Source organism: Variibacter gotjawalensis (assembly GCF_002355335.1).
Taxonomy (GTDB): domain Bacteria; phylum Pseudomonadota; class Alphaproteobacteria; order Rhizobiales; family Xanthobacteraceae; genus Variibacter; species Variibacter gotjawalensis.
The window spans coordinates 3,040,370-3,057,101 of sequence record NZ_AP014946.1 but is presented as its reverse complement, the minus strand read 5'-3'; the positions used below and the strand labels follow the sequence as shown (position 1 = coordinate 3,057,101).

The following is a 16,732-nucleotide window of genomic DNA, read 5'->3' as shown; positions in this document are numbered from 1 at the left end:
TCACCACTATTCTGGAATCACGGGCATGTGCACGGCTTCGAATTTCATTCCGTCGCCGTCTTCGAAATAGACCGCATAATAGCCGGGGGCATAATGCGGGTATTCAGCAGGGTCGTCGAGCACGCGGATCGCGTAACCGATCAGCACGTCGTAGAGCGAGTCGATGGCTTCGCGGCTCTCGAGCGAGAATGCGAGATGATGGAAGCCGGGGCTGTAGCGATAGTGCTTGTTGCCCTGATGCTCCGGATGCGCTTGCCAAAGATTGATCGCGGCGCCGCTGTGTTTGTTGAACCATAGCGTCGCCTTCTCGGCTTGGTCTTCGACTTTCTCGTAGCCAAGGAAACCGAGCACCGGAGCATAGAAATTGCTCTCTGCGTCCGCCAGATTGGAGACCGTCAACGCGATATGGTTGATGGCGCCGCGCAATCTCAGCTCCTCATCTGCGTTGTGCCGAGATCCGTCGGCGCATCCATCTCGGCGTCGTACAGATTGCGGATGCGTTCGATCGTGCGATCTTCCGGCGTGTTGTTCTCGGTCTTGTAGATGCGCGCGACGTGGCGCGTCAGATCGGCCAGCACCATGCCCCACGCCTGCGGGTCGTCGAAGGCACGGCGCAGCGAAATGTGCAGCGCGCCTTCGATGACGACACCACGCAAGATCTCAGTCCCGCCGCCCGTTGCGGTGGATGGTGGCGGTTCGAGTGGTTCGAACGCAGCCATCAGCGATAACAAACGGCCTTGGCGGCCTCGACCACTTCGGCGACCGACGGCAGCGCAAGCTTCTCGAGGTTCGCGGCGTACGGCATCGGCACATCCTTGCCGGACACGCGCTTCACCGGCGCGTCGAGATAATCGAACGCGTTTTCCATGATGCGCGCGGCGACTTCGGCACCGACGCCCGACTGCTGCCAGCCCTCTTCCACCGTGACGGCGCGGTTAGTCTTCTTGACGGATTCGAGGATTGTCTCGGTGTCCATCGGGCGCAGCGTGCGCAGATCGATGACCTCGGCGTCGATGCCTTCCTTAGCGAGCTCTTCAGCCGCTTTGAGCGCGTAGGTCATACCGATCGACCACGAGATAATGGTCACGTCCTTGCCGGGGCGCGCGATCTTCGCCTTGCCGATCGGCAGCACGAAGTCGTCGAGCTTCGGCACCGGGAACGACTGGCCGTACAGAATTTCGTTTTCGAGGAAAACCACCGGATTCGGATCGCGAATCGCAGCCTTGAGCAGGCCCTTGAAGTCAGCCGCCGTATGCGGCGCGACGACCTTGAGGCCCGGGATCTGCGAGTACCACGCCGAGTAGTCCTGGCTGTGCTGCGCGCCGACGCGTGCGGCCGCGCCGTTCGGGCCGCGGAAAACCATCGGGCACTTCATCTGCCCGCCCGACATGTAGAGCGTCTTGGCGGCCGAGTTGATGATGTGGTCGATGCCCTGCATTGCGAAATTGAAAGTCATGAATTCGACGATCGGCTTCAGACCCGCCATCGCTGCGCCGACGCCGACGCCCGCGAAGCCGTGCTCGGTGATCGGCGTATCGATGACGCGCTTTGGGCCGAACTCCTGCAGCAAGCCCTGCGTAACTTTGTAAGCGCCTTGATATTCGGCGACTTCCTCACCCATGACGAAGACGGTGTCGTCGCGGCGCATCTCTTCGGCCATCGCGTCACGCAACGCTTCGCGTACGGTCTGATTGACCATTTCGGTGCCTTCCGGCACGTCGGGCTCCGGCAATGCTTTCGGCTTCGGCGGCTCGGCGACTGCGGAGACCGGAGCCTCCGGCGCTTTCTCGGGTGCCTTCTCTTCGCTCTTGGCTTCCTGAGGAGCGGCATCCTGCTTTGCAGGCGCGGGCGAACCACCCGCCTTGATGTCGCCGGCGCTCTCGCCATCGCCCAAAATCACAGCGATCGGCGTGTTCACCGCAACGTCGGCTGTGCCTTCCGCGATCAGGATCTTGCCGAGCGTCCCCTCGTCGACCGCCTCGACCTCCATGGTCGCCTTGTCGGTCTCGATCTCCGCGATGACGTCGCCGGCTTTGACCTTGTCGCCTTCGCGCTTCACCCACTTCGAGAGGTTGCCTTTCTCCATCGTAGGAGACAGTGCGGGCATCAGAATTTCGGTGGGCATCAAGGACTCCCGCGGCTACTTCGCGATGCGATTGTAATTGGTGGACAACGAGATCGTGAGAACTGCCAAGGTGAGGCAGAGGAAGAAGACGATGATCGCTTTGTTGACGACGGCCGCATTTTCAGCGGCCGCGCCTTTGATCTGCTTGGTCGCGAAGGGCCATGCGGCAACCGCCATCCAGCGCGACGGGCCGGCGGCCGCGTTCATGCTGGCGAGCGACCGCGCAAAGTAGACCGCGCCAACGATCCAACTCGCGAACGCTCCCGCGATCGCCAGTCCAAGAATCGTTTTTGCGATCAGCCCCATGGCGCGAACGCCGTCAGCGCAGAATGTCGGTGTAGAGCTCCGATGGATCGGGCTCCGGATCGTGCGTGGCGAATTCCGACGCCTGATTGACGATGTCGCGCACGTCCGCGTCGATCTTCTTCAATTCGTCTTCCTTCGCCCAGCCATTCTTCAGCATGCGTGCGCGGACCTGCTCGATCGGGTCCGACTTCTCGCGAACATTCTGGACTTCCTCGCGCGTACGATACTTTGCGGGATCCGACATCGAGTGACCGCGATAGCGATAGGTCTGCATTTCGAGGATGATCGGGCCGTTGCCCTCGCGGCACCATTTAGTTGCGCGGTCGGCCGCCGCTTTGACAGCGCGCACGTCCATTCCGTCGACCTGCTCTCCCGGGATGTTGAAAGAAATACCGCGTTTGGAGAAGTCTGTCTGTGCTGACGAGCGGGTCACCGAGGTGCCCATGGCGTAACGGTTGTTCTCGATGACGTAGATCACCGGCAGCTTCCAGAGCTCCGCCATGTTGAAGCTCTCGTAGACCTGGCCTTGGTTGGCGGCGCCGTCGCCGAAGTATGCAACCGAGACGTTCTTGTTGCCGCGATACCAGTTGGCAAAACCGAGGCCAGTGCCGAGCGAAACCTGCGCGCCGACAATACCGTGGCCGCCGTAGAAGTTCTTCTCGACCGAGAACATGTGCATCGAGCCGCCCTTCCCTTTGGAAAGGCCGCCGCGGCGCCCGGTGAGTTCAGCCATAACGCCCTTGGCGTCCAGGCCGCAGGCCAGCATGTGGCCGTGATCGCGATAGCCCGTGATGACCTGGTCGCCCTCGATCATCGCCATCTGCATGCCGACAACAACGGCTTCTTGGCCTATGTAAAGGTGGCAGAAGCCGCCGATCAGGCCCATGCCGTACATCTGACCCGCCTTCTCCTCGAAGCGGCGAATCAACAGCATTTCCCGGTAGGCTTCGAGTTCTTGCTCTTTGGTCAGTGCAGGCGGTTCGGTCGCACCAATAGCGGTGTGTTCCTGTGCCTCGGCCGCAGCCGATTTCGCCTTGGTGGCCATGATAACGCCTCGCGTTTCCCCGTTGCTTCCTCAATAACGCAATTAGTTTGCGCGAGGAAGCGCAACAAGTTTACGTATACGGAAGCTTGGGCGAATTTTTGTTGTGCAGTGCGAGGTTACGACCCTACCGCGCAGCCATCGCGCCGGAAGCAGCACGCGGCGGCGTGCGCAAGAGGATCAAGTCGCGCGGGTGCACATAATCGAGAAGCGCGCGCGCGCGTTCGTCGAGCATGTCGGGGTCGACGCTTTCGGGACGTAGTAGCGAAACTCGGCGCTCGAGTTCGGTCCGCTCGGATTTCAGCTGCTTCAACTCGCCGACGAGCTCGGCCATCTGGAGCGCGAGGTCTTCCTTCGCCTTGATGCCGTGATTCCCCGAAAACGCGTGCATGCCGAAATACGAGATCAGCAAACCGACCACGCAATATAGTGCGATGGCGGTGACGATTCCACGAAAACGAGTGCGAGCGACCATATGCCGACCTTGGCGGATTCGCCCTTAAGACCGCATTAATGCTCGCCCGCTTACGAAGTCGCAAAATGCGTCGCAAAGGCGATTGCCCCGCTCCGACCTTGCCGCTATAGGGTGCCCTGCGCCGAAGCATGGCTTCGTTGGCGTACCGAGGCCACGTGGCGGAGTGGTTACGCAGAGGACTGCAAATCCTCGTACGGGGGTTCGATTCCCTCCGTGGCCTCCAGTTTTACGAACGCCAAATCGTCGCGAGTAAAATTGGAAATCGGCTTCCCTTCCGGAATGCCGTTTGTTATACGCGGCGCGCGTCCAAGAGAGCACTGTTCCCCGGTAGCTCAGTGGTAGAGCAACCGGCTGTTAACCGGTTGGTCGCTGGTTCGAATCCGGCCCGGGGAGCCACGCTCGACGAATTCAAGCCATTCGGAGAAAACGGGCCCGCGTCGCAGGATCAACGCTTGATCGAGCGACGTTCCTTGCATACATCGCGTTCTTCTCATCGATCGCTTTAGCGCCTTCCGGAGTTCCCGTTGCCCGCCTTCAAGACCCCTGATGTGACCGAGCGCCTCAATCGCGCTGCCGAAGCCAAGAAAGCTCTCCTCCAGAAATTCAAATCGGCGCCGGGTCCCGGCGACGAAGCCTTTGACAAAAAAGCCGCTGAACGCAAGGCTTTAGCCGAAGCACGCGCTATTCGCGACGCCGAACGCGAAGCCGCGCGCAAGGTCAAAGAAGCCGAGCAGAAGCGGCTTGCCGAGCTTGAGGCCGCTCGCGTCACCAAGGAAAAGGCCGAGTTCGAGGAACTGGTTCGTCTCGAGGCCATCGAACGTGCAGATGCCGAGGCGCGACTCGCGGCCGACCAGAAGGCCAAGCGTGACGCTCGTTACGCCGCGCGCAAGGCAGCGAAGCTTGAGCGCCGGCGCGGCTACTGAGCCTTTGCGGGCTCTTGCCCCGGCTGACGTTTCTCAAGGGCATGGACTATGCGCTGCGCGATCTCGATTCGGACTTCGTGCGGCAGTTGAATGTCGACAAGCTTCCACGACCATCCGCTCAAGCGCATACGTAGCCTGAAGCGCTGCGATTTGCGCGCTTCAGGCGGCACCGCAACATGGAAGTCTTTGATCTTGTAGTCGGACGAAGCGTAGAGCGACCACAGATTCTGCAGATCCATCGGCGCGATGCGCAACCGGCCACCGGTGGTTCGCAGTCCAGTATCTTCGCGCGGCGCTAAGAATGCTGCGAGCCGCTCCGGCGAGATGTCCTCTGCCACAATCGTTTCAACTGCGGGAACGCCGGAACTCATCACGATCCCGCGGGTGAATCGGCCGACCTTCTCGTCCCCGGTTATAGCGAGATACGTTTCCAGTACTTGGCGAGACACGGAATTGCGAAGCGGCGCGAAGGAAACATGCCGTTGAATCGCATTGATATTGCCCGCCTCCAAAGCCGCGGAAAGACGATACAGATCGACAAAGGGCCAAGCGGTGTAGGCCGCGAGGAGCAGCAGCAGAACGAATGTGATCCGGCCGAACCAACGCATAGGTGGTGCTGTGCCTGCCAATTAAGGAAAAGTGGAGGCACCCCGCGCTTAAGCCCCTGGTATCTGGAATGGAATTCCACTTAACAAAGCCCGGACGTAGCGCGGCTTCTGATAAAGTCCGTTGAGCGAAACTCGCGGCAAGAGCCGCCACGAATTTTCTTGATCTTTGAGAACGCCAGGCTGCGTCGTGACTGCGACGCTTAGGCCTGCGTCGCGGGCCGCCTCGGCCTCGCGCGGTCCGCACGCGCGCTTCCAACCGTAGGGATATGCAAGCGTCGTCGGCATGCGCCCGGTCCATTCCTGAATGCCCGCTGCAGACTCTCCGATCTCCTGGCGCAACCGCTCAGATGAAACACGCGCTAGGTTGCAGTGGCTGACAGTATGCGCGCCGAAACTGGCGAGCGGGTCACGGATAAGAGCCGAGAGCTCACCGACGCCCATCGTCTCTCGCGCAACAATCACTAACGGGTCTATTCCGTGCGCGCGCGCCGCAGCGTCTATGCGCGCGACGGCGACGTCTTCGTTGATCGACTCGACGAACGCGGCGAAACGTCGGAAAGCAGCGGTCTTTGCGGCTGTCGAGTGCATGTCGAGAGTTTCGTCGCCCTGCCCGAAGTCGAAACGCAGCTCATCAGTTTCGCGCGTCAGTTCTTCGACCGTTTCCCACCACATACCGTGCGTGCGCTCGACGAAGCCCTTCGTGATGAAGAGCGTGTAAGGCACATCGTGTTTGCGAAAAGCGGGCGCGGCAAATTCAGCGTTGTCGCGGCATCCATCGTCCAGCGTGAAAGCGAAAAACTTTTCGTGGTTCGCCGTGTCGGCCAACAACGCGGGCAGATCGTGCAGCGCGACAGCACGGTAACCGAGTTGTTTGGCTTCAACGATCGCGGCGTCGAGAAACTCCGGCGTGATCGAAAGGATCGCGTTCGGCTCATACACCCTGCCCGTTTCGGGCCGAACATGATGCAGTGTGAACACCACGCCGCGTCCGGCGGCACTCGGAAACCAACGATGCGCGTTTGTGAACGCGATGGACTCAAGGCCGATCTTGATAGCGGCGTGACGCAACGACATCGGTGTCACGCGAAATCGAAATCGATCAGCTGAAACCGATCAAATTCGAGTTTGGGGCGCTCGGGCGCAAAGTCGCGCACCTGCAGCAACATCGGCGACGGCCGCAATTTCTCCGGCAACGAAAGACCCGGTATCGGCAGCGTTTTGTTGAGACCCGCATAGACGTAAAACGGCCATCGCCAAAAAGCGGACGCCGCGCGTGTCACCGCGTTGACCTCTGCGCTGATCGGCGTAGCGCCCTGCCGTCGCAGGTATGCACACATCAGCACGTAAGGCACGAAACGTTTGCGGCGCAGCGACGAAATGAGGAGCACATCTTCGGTTGCGTGGATAGCGTATTGGAATTTCTGACCCGTCAGACGGCGATAGAGCGACGCGCCGTCCCACGGTACGCCGGTCTCGCGTTTGTCGGTGGCATAACGATCGAACAACGATACGAAGTGCGCTTCCCGCGCACGATCGAACCGCTCATCGACAACCACGCGCGAAGATCGCAACGGTGCTGCGAGACCAACCCGAATATCCAACTTCAGATAGCCTTTGAGATTGAAGAAGCGCTCGTTCACCGGCATCGCTTTAGCGTTCGGCATTCCGAAAGCAAACCGGAGATTTTGTCGCACGAACTCGCGGCCGACTTCGTCGTACAGCATCTGCACGCGTTCGCTGCCGCGCCATTCTCGAACGAGAAAAAGATCGATGAGTTCGGCTGCCGTTTCGCTCACGCCGTTGACGAGAACGGACTGTTTCACGAGCGCGATCTGGCCGACTTTCCGGCCGACCTCGTCGGTCAGGCCGACGACGGTCGTGCCCATGCCGAAGCAACGCTCGTAGAGCCAGCGCAGATGTTCGGGATCGAAGACAACATCGGTCGACGCGAACGCCTCGGTCGCAAGGCGCGCTGTCGCCTGGTAATCAGTCGTCTCTTCTACTGCGACCGCGATCATCAAGGGCGCCCCAGGATAGCCTCGGGTTTTGCCCTTGAAGCGTTATGATAGGCTTAAATGGCCGTTTTCGCTTACGTACTAGGTTAGTGAATTGCCAAGTCGCCGGCGGGATTGGCTACAGGCACTTGCGGCGTCGCGGCATGGACCCGGACAAGACCAGCAAAGCGGCCGACCAAAATTCCGGTGAAGAGGCCAGACGAGCCGAGGCTCGCGATGAGGAATGTGGCTTCTCGGCCAAGCTCGGGCCAACGGGCCAGCGAATAACCAAAGCCGTATTTGCAGGCGAAAATCAGTAGCGAGACGACCAGCGTAATCGCACTGCCCGGCAGATGCAGGAGGCCGGTTTGCCGATCAAGCCGAATATCCTGAGAGGCGGTCAGAGCCAGTCCGACGACCGTGCCGAAGGCGAGGGCTGCGCCCCAGGTACCGATATTCATTGTATCGAGGCTCGTCTTGGTCAGCAGGACTTGCAGTCCCCAGATCAGGAAGACGCCCGGCAAAACGGCGAGGCGGAGGAGCGAGGCTTTGCTCGGCCGCAGGGCCATCGCGCCAAAATAGACGATGACTGCGAGCAAACCCCACACCCAGATCGGGGTGTGGACGACAGATTGCGTGAATTCCATCCAGAAGCGGGTCATGTGAGCACCTTTGGTTCATGAGTTGAATGTATATGTAACGTACATTTACATTAACTCAGTGTCAAGCCTTGAAAGTTGCTCTTTCGGTCGACACGATCTCGACAGCGGCGCTGGAGTTTCATTTCCTTCGGCCGGCCCGAGGCAGAAGAATGTATTCGCCGGCCCTCGGTTCGCACGCCGATTCGACTTTTCCGTTCTACGGCTTACGGTCGGCCTGCCAATCGGCCGCAAGAGCCGCTAAATCGTCAGTTACCCTCCACAACTGCAAGTGCCGGATTCCAATGCCCTTCCGCTCCGACGTCATCGAGTCCATCGGCAACACGCCGCTCATCAAGCTCCGCCGCGCCTCAGAAATCACCGGTTGCACGATCCTCGGTAAAGCTGAGTTCATGAATCCAGGTCAGTCCGTGAAGGACCGCGCCGGCAAACAGATGATCCTCGAGGCCGAGAAACGCGGCGAACTTAAACCGGGCGGTCTGGTCGTCGAAAGCACGGCCGGAAACACTGGCATCGGCCTCGCATTGGTGGCGAGCGCGCGCGGCTATCGCACGATCATCGTGATCCCGGAGACACAGAGCCAAGAGAAGAAGGACATGCTGCGCCTCTGCGGAGCCGAGCTCGTCGAAGTACCGGCCCTGCCCTACGCCAACCCGAACAACTACCAGCATGTCGGAAAGCGTCTCGCCGACGAACTGCGCAAGACGGACAAGGCAGGCGTGATCTTCGCCGATCAGTGGAACAACCTCGACAACCGCAAAGCTCATTATGTCTCGACTGGTCCGGAGATTTGGGATCAGACACAAGGCAAGGTTGATGGCTTCGTTTGCTCGGTCGGCACCGGTGGCACGCTCGCGGGCACGTCGGCATTCTTGCGCGAGAAGAACAAGGACATCGCGATAGGCTGCGCCGACCCGCATGGTGCTGCGATGTATGATTTCTTCAAGACAGGAACGCCGAAGGTTTCGCCCGGCGGCTCCGTCACGGAAGGGATAGGCCTCGCGCGTGTGACGAACATCGTCGAGGACGTGAAGGTCTCGCACCCGTACCTAATCCCGGACGAGGAAGCGTTGCCGATCGTGTTCGATCTGCTCGAGCATGAGGGCATCTGCGTTGGTGGCTCGTCCGGCGTGAACGTTGCGGGCGCGATCCGCCTCGCAAGGGATCTCGGACCGGGCAAGACGATCGTCACGATCCTGTGCGATCACGGCAGCCGCTATCAGTCAAAGCTGTTCAATAAAGACTTCCTAGAGTCCAAAAAACTGCCGGTGCCGGACTTCCTGAAGAAGCCGGCGCCGAAACTCCATATCCCGTTCGCGTGAGGCCCGATGGCGACCGAACTCGTCTTCCGTGATGACGCCTACGCGCGCGAATGCGACGCGACTGTTGTCGGCTTGACTGACAAAGGCGGCATCGTGCTGGACCGCACGGTGTTCTACGCGAACTCAGGCGGACAGCCCGGAGACACCGGTCGCCTCGTTTTAGCGCACGGCTCCGATATCCAGATTGGCACCGCGATCTTTCTCGATCAGGCGAAGAGCGAGATCGCGCATGTGCCTACTGCTGACGGCGGCGCTCTGCCGGCCGTTGGCGATACGGTCAAAGCCGTGATCGATTGGGACCCGCGCTTCAACCGTATGCGCATACACACGGCGCTGCATCTTCTCTCCGCCGCGCTGCCGTGTCCGGTGACGGGTGGTTCAATCGGAGATGCCGAGGGACGACTCGATTTCGACATCCCGGAAGCCGGCCTCGACAAGGATGCGATCTCGGCGAAGCTTGCAGAGATGATCGCGACCAACGCGGCCGTCTCGACGCGCTGGATCACGGACGCGGAACTCGAAGCCAATCCGGGGCTTGTCAAAACGATGGCGGTGAAGCCGCCGATGGGCACCGGACGTGTGCGGCTCGTCGAGATCGCAGGTCTCGATCTGCAGCCTTGCGGCGGCACCCACGTCAACGCTATCGGCGAGATCGGCGCCGTGCGCGTCTCCCAGATCGAAAAGAAGGGCAAACAGAACCGCCGCGTGCGGCTGGTGTTTGCGTAACAAGCGGACGAGAGTTCGCGGAGGATTTTTGATGAGCGAACCCAGCAGCAAATGGCTCGTGTCGCCCGCATGGGTCGCGGAACGTCTGACCGCGCCGGACACCGTCATCCTGGACGGCTCCTACTATCTCTCGACGATGAAGCGCGACGCGAAAGCTGAGTTCAGCGCCGGGCACATTCCAGGCGCCGTGTTCTTTGATATCGACGTTGTCGCCGACAAATCGACGGATCTGCCTCACATGATGCCGGGGCCAGCGCAGTTCGCCAAACAAGCCGGAGCGCTCGGCATCGCGGAGACCGATACGATCATCGTCTACGACGGCGCAGGCCTGTTCTCGGCACCGCGCGTTTGGTGGACCTTCCGCGTCTTCGGCGCGCAGAACGTGTACATCCTCAACGGCGGTCTACCCGCCTGGAAGAACGAAGGCCGCCCGCTCGAGAGCGGTCCGCCGGCAAGTCGTGAGCCGAAGACGTTCAATGCGACAATGCGTTCCGACATCGTGGCGCTGGTCACCGACGTCCAGAATGCGCTCAACAACACGTCTGCGCAGGTTGTCGACGCGCGTCCTGCGGATCGCTTCCGTGGCGAGGCACCGGAACCACGTCCAGGCCTGCGTTCGGGCCATATGCCGGGCTCTTTCAGCGTGCCCTCCTCCGGGATCGTCAAGGACGGACAGCTCGCATCAAAGGACGCCATCAAGGCCGCATTCGAGGCCGGCGGCGTCGACCTCGACAAGCCGGTGATCACCAGCTGCGGCTCTGGTGTTTCGGCCGCGATCTTGTGGCTGGCCCTCGACGCGCTCGGCAAAGAACCGCAGGCGCTGTTCGACGGCTCGTGGGCCGAATGGGGCGCCCGTCCGGATCTTCCGGTCGAAACCGGCCCGCGCAAGTAGGCGGCCTATTATTTAGGCCCTTCAAATCTAGAATGTTTCCTGAATATTGCGCGCAAGGGCTTGCAACCCTGGCGCGTGAAATGGTCGATTTCCGCTGTGTTTCGCTACGATTCGCTAGGCCTCAACGATGCGCGACGCATCCGTACTCGTACTGCAGGCAATCACTTATTTCTGCGCGCTCTCGCTGCCGTTCTTTTATCGACGGCGGATCGGGCTCGGCGTGTTCATTTGCGCGCTCGGGGTTCTGCATTTCCTCGAGACCTATCTCGCAGCGGTGTTCTTCATTCAAACATCGCTTGGACTGATCACGCCGGGCTCGACAGTTCTCTTTTCCGGCAAGCTCGCGATGTTCCTGCTCCTTTATGTGAAGGAGGACGCCGAAACGGTCCGCCAGCCGATTTACGGCCTCCTGTTCGGCAACGTCATGGTCATCGTGTTGGCGCTGCTGCTGCGGCTTTACGACAACGTTGCGGTGCTGCCCGGCTACAATCCGGACTTCCGGTTTGTTGATCAGATGGGATTGTTGATGATCTGGGGCACCCTGCTCCTGTTCATCGATATCATTCTGCTGATCATCCTTTACGAGAAGCTCGAACGCTGGATCGCCGAGACGATCGTCGGCCGCTTCTTCATCAGCCTGGCTATCGTGCTCACGCTCGACCAGCTCGCGTTCTTCGTCGGCCTTCATCTGCTTTCAGGCGTGCCCTTCTCCGCGCTGTTCGCCGGCCTCGTTGCCAAGCTGGCAATGGCCGCCATCTATTCGATGCTCATCGGGTTGTATCTCGCCATAGCCGAGCCCGAGACTGCGGCACCGAGCAACCTGCGGGTTTCAGACGTTTTCGACCGGCTGACATACAGACACCGATACGAGAACTTGTTGCAGAATGTCGGCCGCGACGGGCTGACGGGCCTCAGCAACCGGAGCCAACTCGACATCATCGGCCGCGATATGATCGCCAGCGCGAAAACCCGCGGTGCTAGCTTGTCGCTCATGATGATCGACGTCGATCGCTTCAAGGAAATCAACGACACGCACGGCCACGCGGCGGGCGATGCGGCGCTGCGCGACGTGTCCCAAATCATCGCTTCGCAGAAACGCGATTTCGACATGGCGTTTCGCTATGGCGGCGATGAGTTCGCCGTGCTCTGTGTCGGAGACGATCAAGCGGCCGTGCGGCTCGCCGAAAGGATCTCCAATGCCTTCGCGAGCATATCGGGCTTCACGCTCAGTATTGGCGTCGCCTCCTACCCGCATCACGCGGCGGATTTGTCGACGCTGCTCGACAGCGCCGACAAGGCTCTCTACGCCGCAAAGCGCGGCGGCCGCGACCAAATCTGCGTCGCCTGAACGTTAGTGCAGGATCTGGCTGAGGAAGAGCTTCGTGCGCTCGTGCTGCGGATTCGCAAAGAAGGCGTTCGGCTCGTTGACTTCGACGATCTGGCCGCGATCCATGAACACCACGCGATGCGCAACCTGACGCGCGAAACCCATTTCGTGGGTGACGCACAGCATGGTCATGCCTTCCTCGGCCAGCGACACCATGGTGTCGAGCACTTCCTTGACCATTTCTGGATCGAGCGCTGACGTCGGTTCGTCGAACAGCATGATCTTCGGCTTCATACAAAGCGCGCGCGCAATCGCGACGCGCTGCTGCTGACCGCCCGAAAGCTGTCCTGGATATTTGTTGGCCTGCTCCGGGATCTTCACCTTCTGGAGGAAATGCATGGCGACTTCCTCGGCATCTTTCTTCGGCATCTTGCGCACCCAGATCGGCGCCAAGGTGCAGTTTTCCAAAATGGTGAGATGCGGGAAGAGATTGAAGTGCTGGAAGCACATGCCGACCTCACGCCGCACTTCGTCGATCTTTTTCAGATCGCCGGTGAGCTCGGTGCCGTCGACGATGATTTGCCCCTGCTGGTGTTCTTCCAGCCGGTTGATGCAACGGATGACCGTCGACTTGCCAGAGCCGGACGGCCCGCAAATGACGATACGTTCGCCGCGCTTCACCGAAAGATTGACGTCGCGCAGCACGTGGAATTCGCCGTACCACTTGTGGACGCCGATCAGTTGCACGGCGAGCGGGCTACCGGGAGCTGCCGCAGCGACGGGAGCGGTTTGAGTCATTGTCATGATTATCTCCGGTCAGCTTTGGCGAGGCGCGCTTCGGTGTTCTTGGCGTAGCGGGACATCGCGTAGCAACAGATGAAGTAGAAGATGGCGGCAAACAGATAGCCAGTCGTACTCGTGGTCGGCGTCGACCAGGTCGGATCGATACGCGCGGCTTCGATCGTCTTGAGGAAGTCGAAGACGCCGACGATGTAGACCAGCGTCGTGTCCTTGAAGAGCGCGATGTAGTTGTTGACGATGTTTGGGATCGTGATGCGGAGCGCCTGCGGCAGAATGATCAGCCGCATCATCTTTGGATAGTTCAGCCCGAGCGCCATCGCGCCTTCGAACTGTCCCTTCGGCATGGCCTGCAGACCGGCGCGGACGACTTCCGCCATATAGGCTGAAGCGAAGACCGCGATACCGACCAGCGCGCGCAGTAACTTGTCCGGCGAATATTGCTCAGGCACGAAGAGCGGCAACATCACGCTCGCCATGAAGAGCACGGTGATCAGCGGTACGCCACGCACGAATTCGATGAAGATCACCGAGATGAGCTTGACGGCCGGCATCTTCGATCGTCGACCGAGCGCAAGCACGATGCCGAACGGCAGCGACACGACGATGCCGACGGTCGCGACGACGACAGTGACGAGAAGACCGCCCCACAGCGATGTATCGACCGGCTTGAAGAGCGGAGCCATCCACTTCACGCCGCTCAGCAGAATGAAGGCGGAGATCGGGAAGATGACGAAGAAGTAGAATGCGCCGATGTCGCGACGCGGTGCGTTGAGCTTCAGCATCCAAACGATGCCGAGCGCGAGCATCGCGAAGAAGATATCAACGCGCCAACGTTCCGCGATCGGATACGAGCCGTAGATGAAGTACGAGAAGCGATCCCGCACGAAGGCCCAGCACGCTCCGGCTTCGGGATTTTGCGCGGTTGCGAGGCAAGCCTCACGGTCTTTACCGCTCCAGACGGCGTCGATCAAAGCGTATTTGATCAGCGGCGGCAGGATCCAGATTGCCAGCAGAATTATGACGGCTGTGAGCAGGACGTCCTTCCAGGTCGCGAGGAGGTTCTTGCGAACCCAAGCGATCGGACCGCGTGCTGCAGCCGGCGCCGGCATCTGCTCGATGCCGGCTTCCTGAATGTAGGCGACGCCGCGATCGGGATCGAATGTGGTGAGATCGGCTGTAGACATGTTACCGCTCCACCAACGCTTTGCGCGAGTTGTACCAGTTCATCCCGATCGACGTGACCAAGCTGATCGTGAGGTAGACCGCCATCGTGATGACAACGACCTCAACGGCTTGGTTCGTCTGGTTGAGCACCGTGCCGGTGAAGATCTGCACGAGATCCGGATATCCGACGGCGACCGCGAGCGAAGAGTTCTTCGTCAGGTTCAGGTACTGGTTGGTCAACGGCGGAATGATCACGCGCATCGCCTGCGGGATCACGACGAGGCGCAGCGTGGGCCCGCCTCGCAATCCAAGAGCATTGGCCGCTTCGGTTTGCCCCTTCGAAACGGCGAGAATGCCGGCGCGCACGACCTCACCGATGAAGGCCGCCGTGTAGATCACGAGGCCCAAGAGCAGCGCTACGAACTCCGGAAGGATTTCGGTGCCGCCGCGGATATTGAAGCGGCTTGCCTCTGGGTACGCGACCGAGACGCTCACCTGCCCGGCGAGCAGCACGAGAAACGGCAGGCCGATCAACAAACCGAGGAAGACCAAAAACGTCGGATACTGTTTGCCAGTCGTTATTTGCTGGCGTTTCGCCCAAAAGCGGAACGCAAGGCCGCCGACGATCGCGGCACCGATCGCGCCGAGCAGAAGCTGGCCGCCGTAGTTGAACGTGAAGGCCGGCAGGAATAAGCCGCGATTGTTCAGCAACAGGCCGCCCGGGATCGCGACGCTGTCGCGCACCTGTGGAAGCGCCTTGAGCACCGCGTTGTACCAGAACAAAAGCTGCAGCAGCAGCGGCAGGTTACGGATGATCTCGACGTAACCATTCGCGATGCGCGAGACGAGATAGTTTTTCGAGAGCCGCGCGATGCCGACACCGAACCCAAGGACAGTCGCGAGGATGATGCCGAGAACCGCGACCAGCAGCGTGTTGAGCAGGCCGACCCAGAATGCGTCGCCGTAGGTCGACGTGACCGACGAATACGGGATGAGATGCTGGCTGATGTCGAAGCCGGCGAGATTATTCCAGAAGCCGAAGCCGGAGGCGATTTTCGCCCGTGCCAGGTTGTCCGCGGCGTTCTTGATCGCAAAGCCGATGAGGCCGACGACGAAGGCGCAGAGCAGCACCTGATACGCGATGCTTCTTATTTTTGGATCGTATAGCGGCGAGACTTTTGGCGGCTCGCTTGCCGGCGTAACGCTCATAAAAAATGGACCCCCGTAAAAGCTCGCAACGACGACGACCCCTCATCGCCGTTACGGTAGTCGGGCGGCGCCAGTGAGCGCCGCCCGGTCTCAAATCAGCGCACCGGCGGTGCGTACTGCAGACCGCCCTTGGTCCACAGAGCATTCAGTCCGCGCTGAACCTTTAGCGGAGAGTTCGCGCCGACGTTGCGCTCGAATGCTTCGCCGTAATTGCCCACGTGCTTGACGATCTGATAGGCCCAATCCTTGGTGAGGCCGAACTGCTCGCCGAAGTTCCCTTCCGTGCCGAGGAAGCGCTTCACGTCCGGGTTGTCGGACTTGCGCATCTCTTCGACGTTGGCCTTCGTGATGCCCATCTCTTCCGCGTTGACCATCGCGTAGTGAACCCACTTCACGATATCGAACCACTGGTCGTCACCGTGACGAACGGCCGGTCCGAGCGGCTCCTTCGAGATCACTTCCGGCAGAACGAGATGCTCGTCCGGCTTCTCGAGCTTGAGGCGGGCAGCGTAGAGACCCGACGCGTCGGTCGTGTAAGCATCGCAGCGTTTGGAGTCGTAAGCCTTCACGGCCTCGTCGAGCTGAGCGAAGGCGACGGTCTTGAGCTTCATCTTGTTGGCACGGAAATAGTCCGCGAGATTGAGCTCGGTCGTTGTGCCCTGCTGGACGCAGACGGCGGCGTCGGCGAGTTCGAGGGCCGAGTTCACCTTGAGGTCCTTGCGGACGATGAAGCCTTGGCCGTCGTAGTAGTTGACGCCCGTGAAGTTGAGGCCAGCCTGCGTGTCACGCGACGAAGACCAGGTCGTGTTACGTGCGAGAACGTCGACGTCACCCGACTGTAGCGCCGTGAAGCGGTCCTTCGCGGTGAGCGGGACGAACTTTACTTTGGTCGGATCGTTGAAGATCGCCGCCGACACGGCGCGGCAGAAATCAACGTCGAGGCCGGTCCAGTTGCCTTGAGCATCCGGAATGCCGAAACCGGCGAGGCCGGTATTCGAGCCGCAGCTCAGCGAACCGCGGTCCTTCACCGCCTTCAAAGTCTGCGCTTGCGCAGGCGCCATCGCCAATCCGGCGGCCGCCGCGAAAGCCAGTGTTGCAACAATCTTTTTCATAACTTCTCCCAGCTTTGCGCGCCCGGCCCAGCCGTGGCGCGTCACAA

At 60.5% G+C, this 16,732-nt stretch carries 19 protein-coding genes and 2 tRNA genes; 7 read left to right on the top strand and 14 right to left on the bottom strand.

Annotated elements, in window-relative coordinates; all coding sequences use genetic code 11:
* Positions 1–6: 6 nt before the first annotated feature.
* From GJW30_RS14865 to GJW30_RS14840, 6 genes are all read right to left on the bottom strand, one after another.
* Positions 7–426, bottom strand: coding sequence for a VOC family protein (locus tag GJW30_RS14865; RefSeq protein ID WP_197703735.1), 420 nt, complete (start codon positions 424–426; stop codon positions 7–9).
* Positions 427–428: 2 nt separating this feature from the next.
* Positions 429–719 (bottom strand): DUF5076 domain-containing protein, encoded by a 291-nt coding sequence (locus tag GJW30_RS14860; protein ID WP_096356637.1) that lies wholly within the window; start codon positions 717–719, stop codon positions 429–431.
* Complete coding sequence (locus GJW30_RS14855) at positions 719–2,125, bottom strand: pyruvate dehydrogenase complex E1 component subunit beta (RefSeq protein ID WP_096356635.1); 1,407 nt, start codon at positions 2,123–2,125, stop codon at positions 719–721. Before GJW30_RS14855 ends, GJW30_RS14860 begins: the two co-directional genes overlap by 1 nt.
* A 15-nt stretch (positions 2,126–2,140) precedes the next feature.
* Complete coding sequence (locus GJW30_RS14850) at positions 2,141–2,431, bottom strand: hypothetical protein (protein WP_096356633.1); 291 nt, start codon at positions 2,429–2,431, stop codon at positions 2,141–2,143.
* Between the two features lie 13 nt (positions 2,432–2,444).
* On the bottom strand, positions 2,445–3,476 hold the full coding sequence (gene pdhA / locus GJW30_RS14845) for a pyruvate dehydrogenase (acetyl-transferring) E1 component subunit alpha (RefSeq protein ID WP_096356631.1): 1,032 nt from the start codon (positions 3,474–3,476) through the stop codon (positions 2,445–2,447).
* A 124-nt stretch (positions 3,477–3,600) separates the two neighbouring features.
* The gene (locus GJW30_RS14840) at positions 3,601–3,948 is read right to left on the bottom strand and encodes an FtsB family cell division protein (RefSeq protein WP_096356629.1); all 348 of its coding nucleotides are present in this window, start codon (positions 3,946–3,948) and stop codon (positions 3,601–3,603) included.
* Between the two features lie 149 nt (positions 3,949–4,097).
* Here GJW30_RS14840 and GJW30_RS14835 point away from each other — a divergent pair.
* From GJW30_RS14835 to GJW30_RS14825, 3 genes are all read left to right on the top strand, one after another.
* Positions 4,098–4,171: transfer RNA gene (locus GJW30_RS14835), tRNA-Cys, on the top strand.
* Between the two features lie 98 nt (positions 4,172–4,269).
* Positions 4,270–4,344: transfer RNA gene (locus tag GJW30_RS14830), tRNA-Asn, on the top strand.
* 128 nt (positions 4,345–4,472) lie between these two features.
* Positions 4,473–4,871: a DUF6481 family protein gene (locus GJW30_RS14825; protein WP_096356627.1), complete on the top strand. Its 399-nt coding sequence runs from the start codon at positions 4,473–4,475 to the stop codon at positions 4,869–4,871.
* On the opposite strand, the gene GJW30_RS14820 is transcribed toward GJW30_RS14825, so the two are convergent.
* From GJW30_RS14820 to GJW30_RS14805, 4 genes are all read right to left on the bottom strand, one after another.
* Complete coding sequence (locus tag GJW30_RS14820; protein ID WP_096356625.1) at positions 4,865–5,479, bottom strand: DUF2939 domain-containing protein; 615 nt, start codon at positions 5,477–5,479, stop codon at positions 4,865–4,867. The two genes, GJW30_RS14825 and GJW30_RS14820, sit on opposite strands and share 7 nt — an antisense overlap.
* A gap of 48 nt (positions 5,480–5,527) precedes the next feature.
* Positions 5,528–6,553, bottom strand: coding sequence for a polysaccharide deacetylase family protein (locus GJW30_RS14815; protein ID WP_096356623.1), 1,026 nt, complete (start codon positions 6,551–6,553; stop codon positions 5,528–5,530).
* Positions 6,554–6,558: 5 nt separating this feature from the next.
* The gene (locus tag GJW30_RS14810) at positions 6,559–7,497 is read right to left on the bottom strand and encodes a hypothetical protein (RefSeq protein ID WP_096356621.1); all 939 of its coding nucleotides are present in this window, start codon (positions 7,495–7,497) and stop codon (positions 6,559–6,561) included.
* An 83-nt stretch (positions 7,498–7,580) separates the two neighbouring features.
* Positions 7,581–8,135 (bottom strand): DUF6622 family protein, encoded by a 555-nt coding sequence (locus GJW30_RS14805; RefSeq protein WP_130364485.1) that lies wholly within the window; start codon positions 8,133–8,135, stop codon positions 7,581–7,583.
* 281 nt (positions 8,136–8,416) lie between these two features.
* Here GJW30_RS14805 and GJW30_RS14800 point away from each other — a divergent pair, with 281 nt between their 5' ends.
* The 4 genes from GJW30_RS14800 (at position 8,417) to GJW30_RS14785 (ending at position 12,420) form a co-directional block, all read left to right on the top strand.
* On the top strand, positions 8,417–9,454 hold the full coding sequence (locus GJW30_RS14800; RefSeq protein WP_096356617.1) for a cysteine synthase A: 1,038 nt from the start codon (positions 8,417–8,419) through the stop codon (positions 9,452–9,454).
* A gap of 6 nt (positions 9,455–9,460) precedes the next feature.
* Positions 9,461–10,180 (top strand): alanyl-tRNA editing protein, encoded by a 720-nt coding sequence (locus GJW30_RS14795; RefSeq protein WP_096356615.1) that lies wholly within the window; start codon positions 9,461–9,463, stop codon positions 10,178–10,180.
* Positions 10,181–10,211: 31 nt separating this feature from the next.
* A complete protein-coding gene (gene sseA / locus GJW30_RS14790; protein WP_096356613.1) occupies positions 10,212–11,072 on the top strand; it encodes a 3-mercaptopyruvate sulfurtransferase in 861 nt (286 codons plus the stop codon).
* A 127-nt stretch (positions 11,073–11,199) separates the two neighbouring features.
* Positions 11,200–12,420 carry a GGDEF domain-containing protein gene (locus GJW30_RS14785; RefSeq protein ID WP_096356611.1) on the top strand — a complete coding sequence of 407 codons (1,221 nt, stop codon included), beginning with the start codon at positions 11,200–11,202 and terminating at the stop codon, positions 12,418–12,420.
* Between the two features lie 3 nt (positions 12,421–12,423).
* Here the strand turns inward: GJW30_RS14785 and GJW30_RS14780 are convergent, their stop codons facing one another.
* The 4 genes from GJW30_RS14780 to GJW30_RS14765 form a co-directional block, all read right to left on the bottom strand.
* A complete protein-coding gene (locus GJW30_RS14780; RefSeq protein WP_096358851.1) occupies positions 12,424–13,197 on the bottom strand; it encodes an amino acid ABC transporter ATP-binding protein in 774 nt (257 codons plus the stop codon).
* Positions 13,198–13,205: 8 nt separating this feature from the next.
* Complete coding sequence (locus GJW30_RS14775) at positions 13,206–14,384, bottom strand: amino acid ABC transporter permease (RefSeq protein ID WP_166743028.1); 1,179 nt, start codon at positions 14,382–14,384, stop codon at positions 13,206–13,208.
* A 1-nt stretch (position 14,385) separates the two neighbouring features.
* Positions 14,386–15,573: an amino acid ABC transporter permease gene (locus GJW30_RS14770; protein WP_096356609.1), complete on the bottom strand. Its 1,188-nt coding sequence runs from the start codon at positions 15,571–15,573 to the stop codon at positions 14,386–14,388.
* Between the two features lie 95 nt (positions 15,574–15,668).
* Positions 15,669–16,685: an amino acid ABC transporter substrate-binding protein gene (locus GJW30_RS14765; protein WP_096358849.1), complete on the bottom strand. Its 1,017-nt coding sequence runs from the start codon at positions 16,683–16,685 to the stop codon at positions 15,669–15,671.
* Positions 16,686–16,732 lie beyond the last annotated feature (47 nt).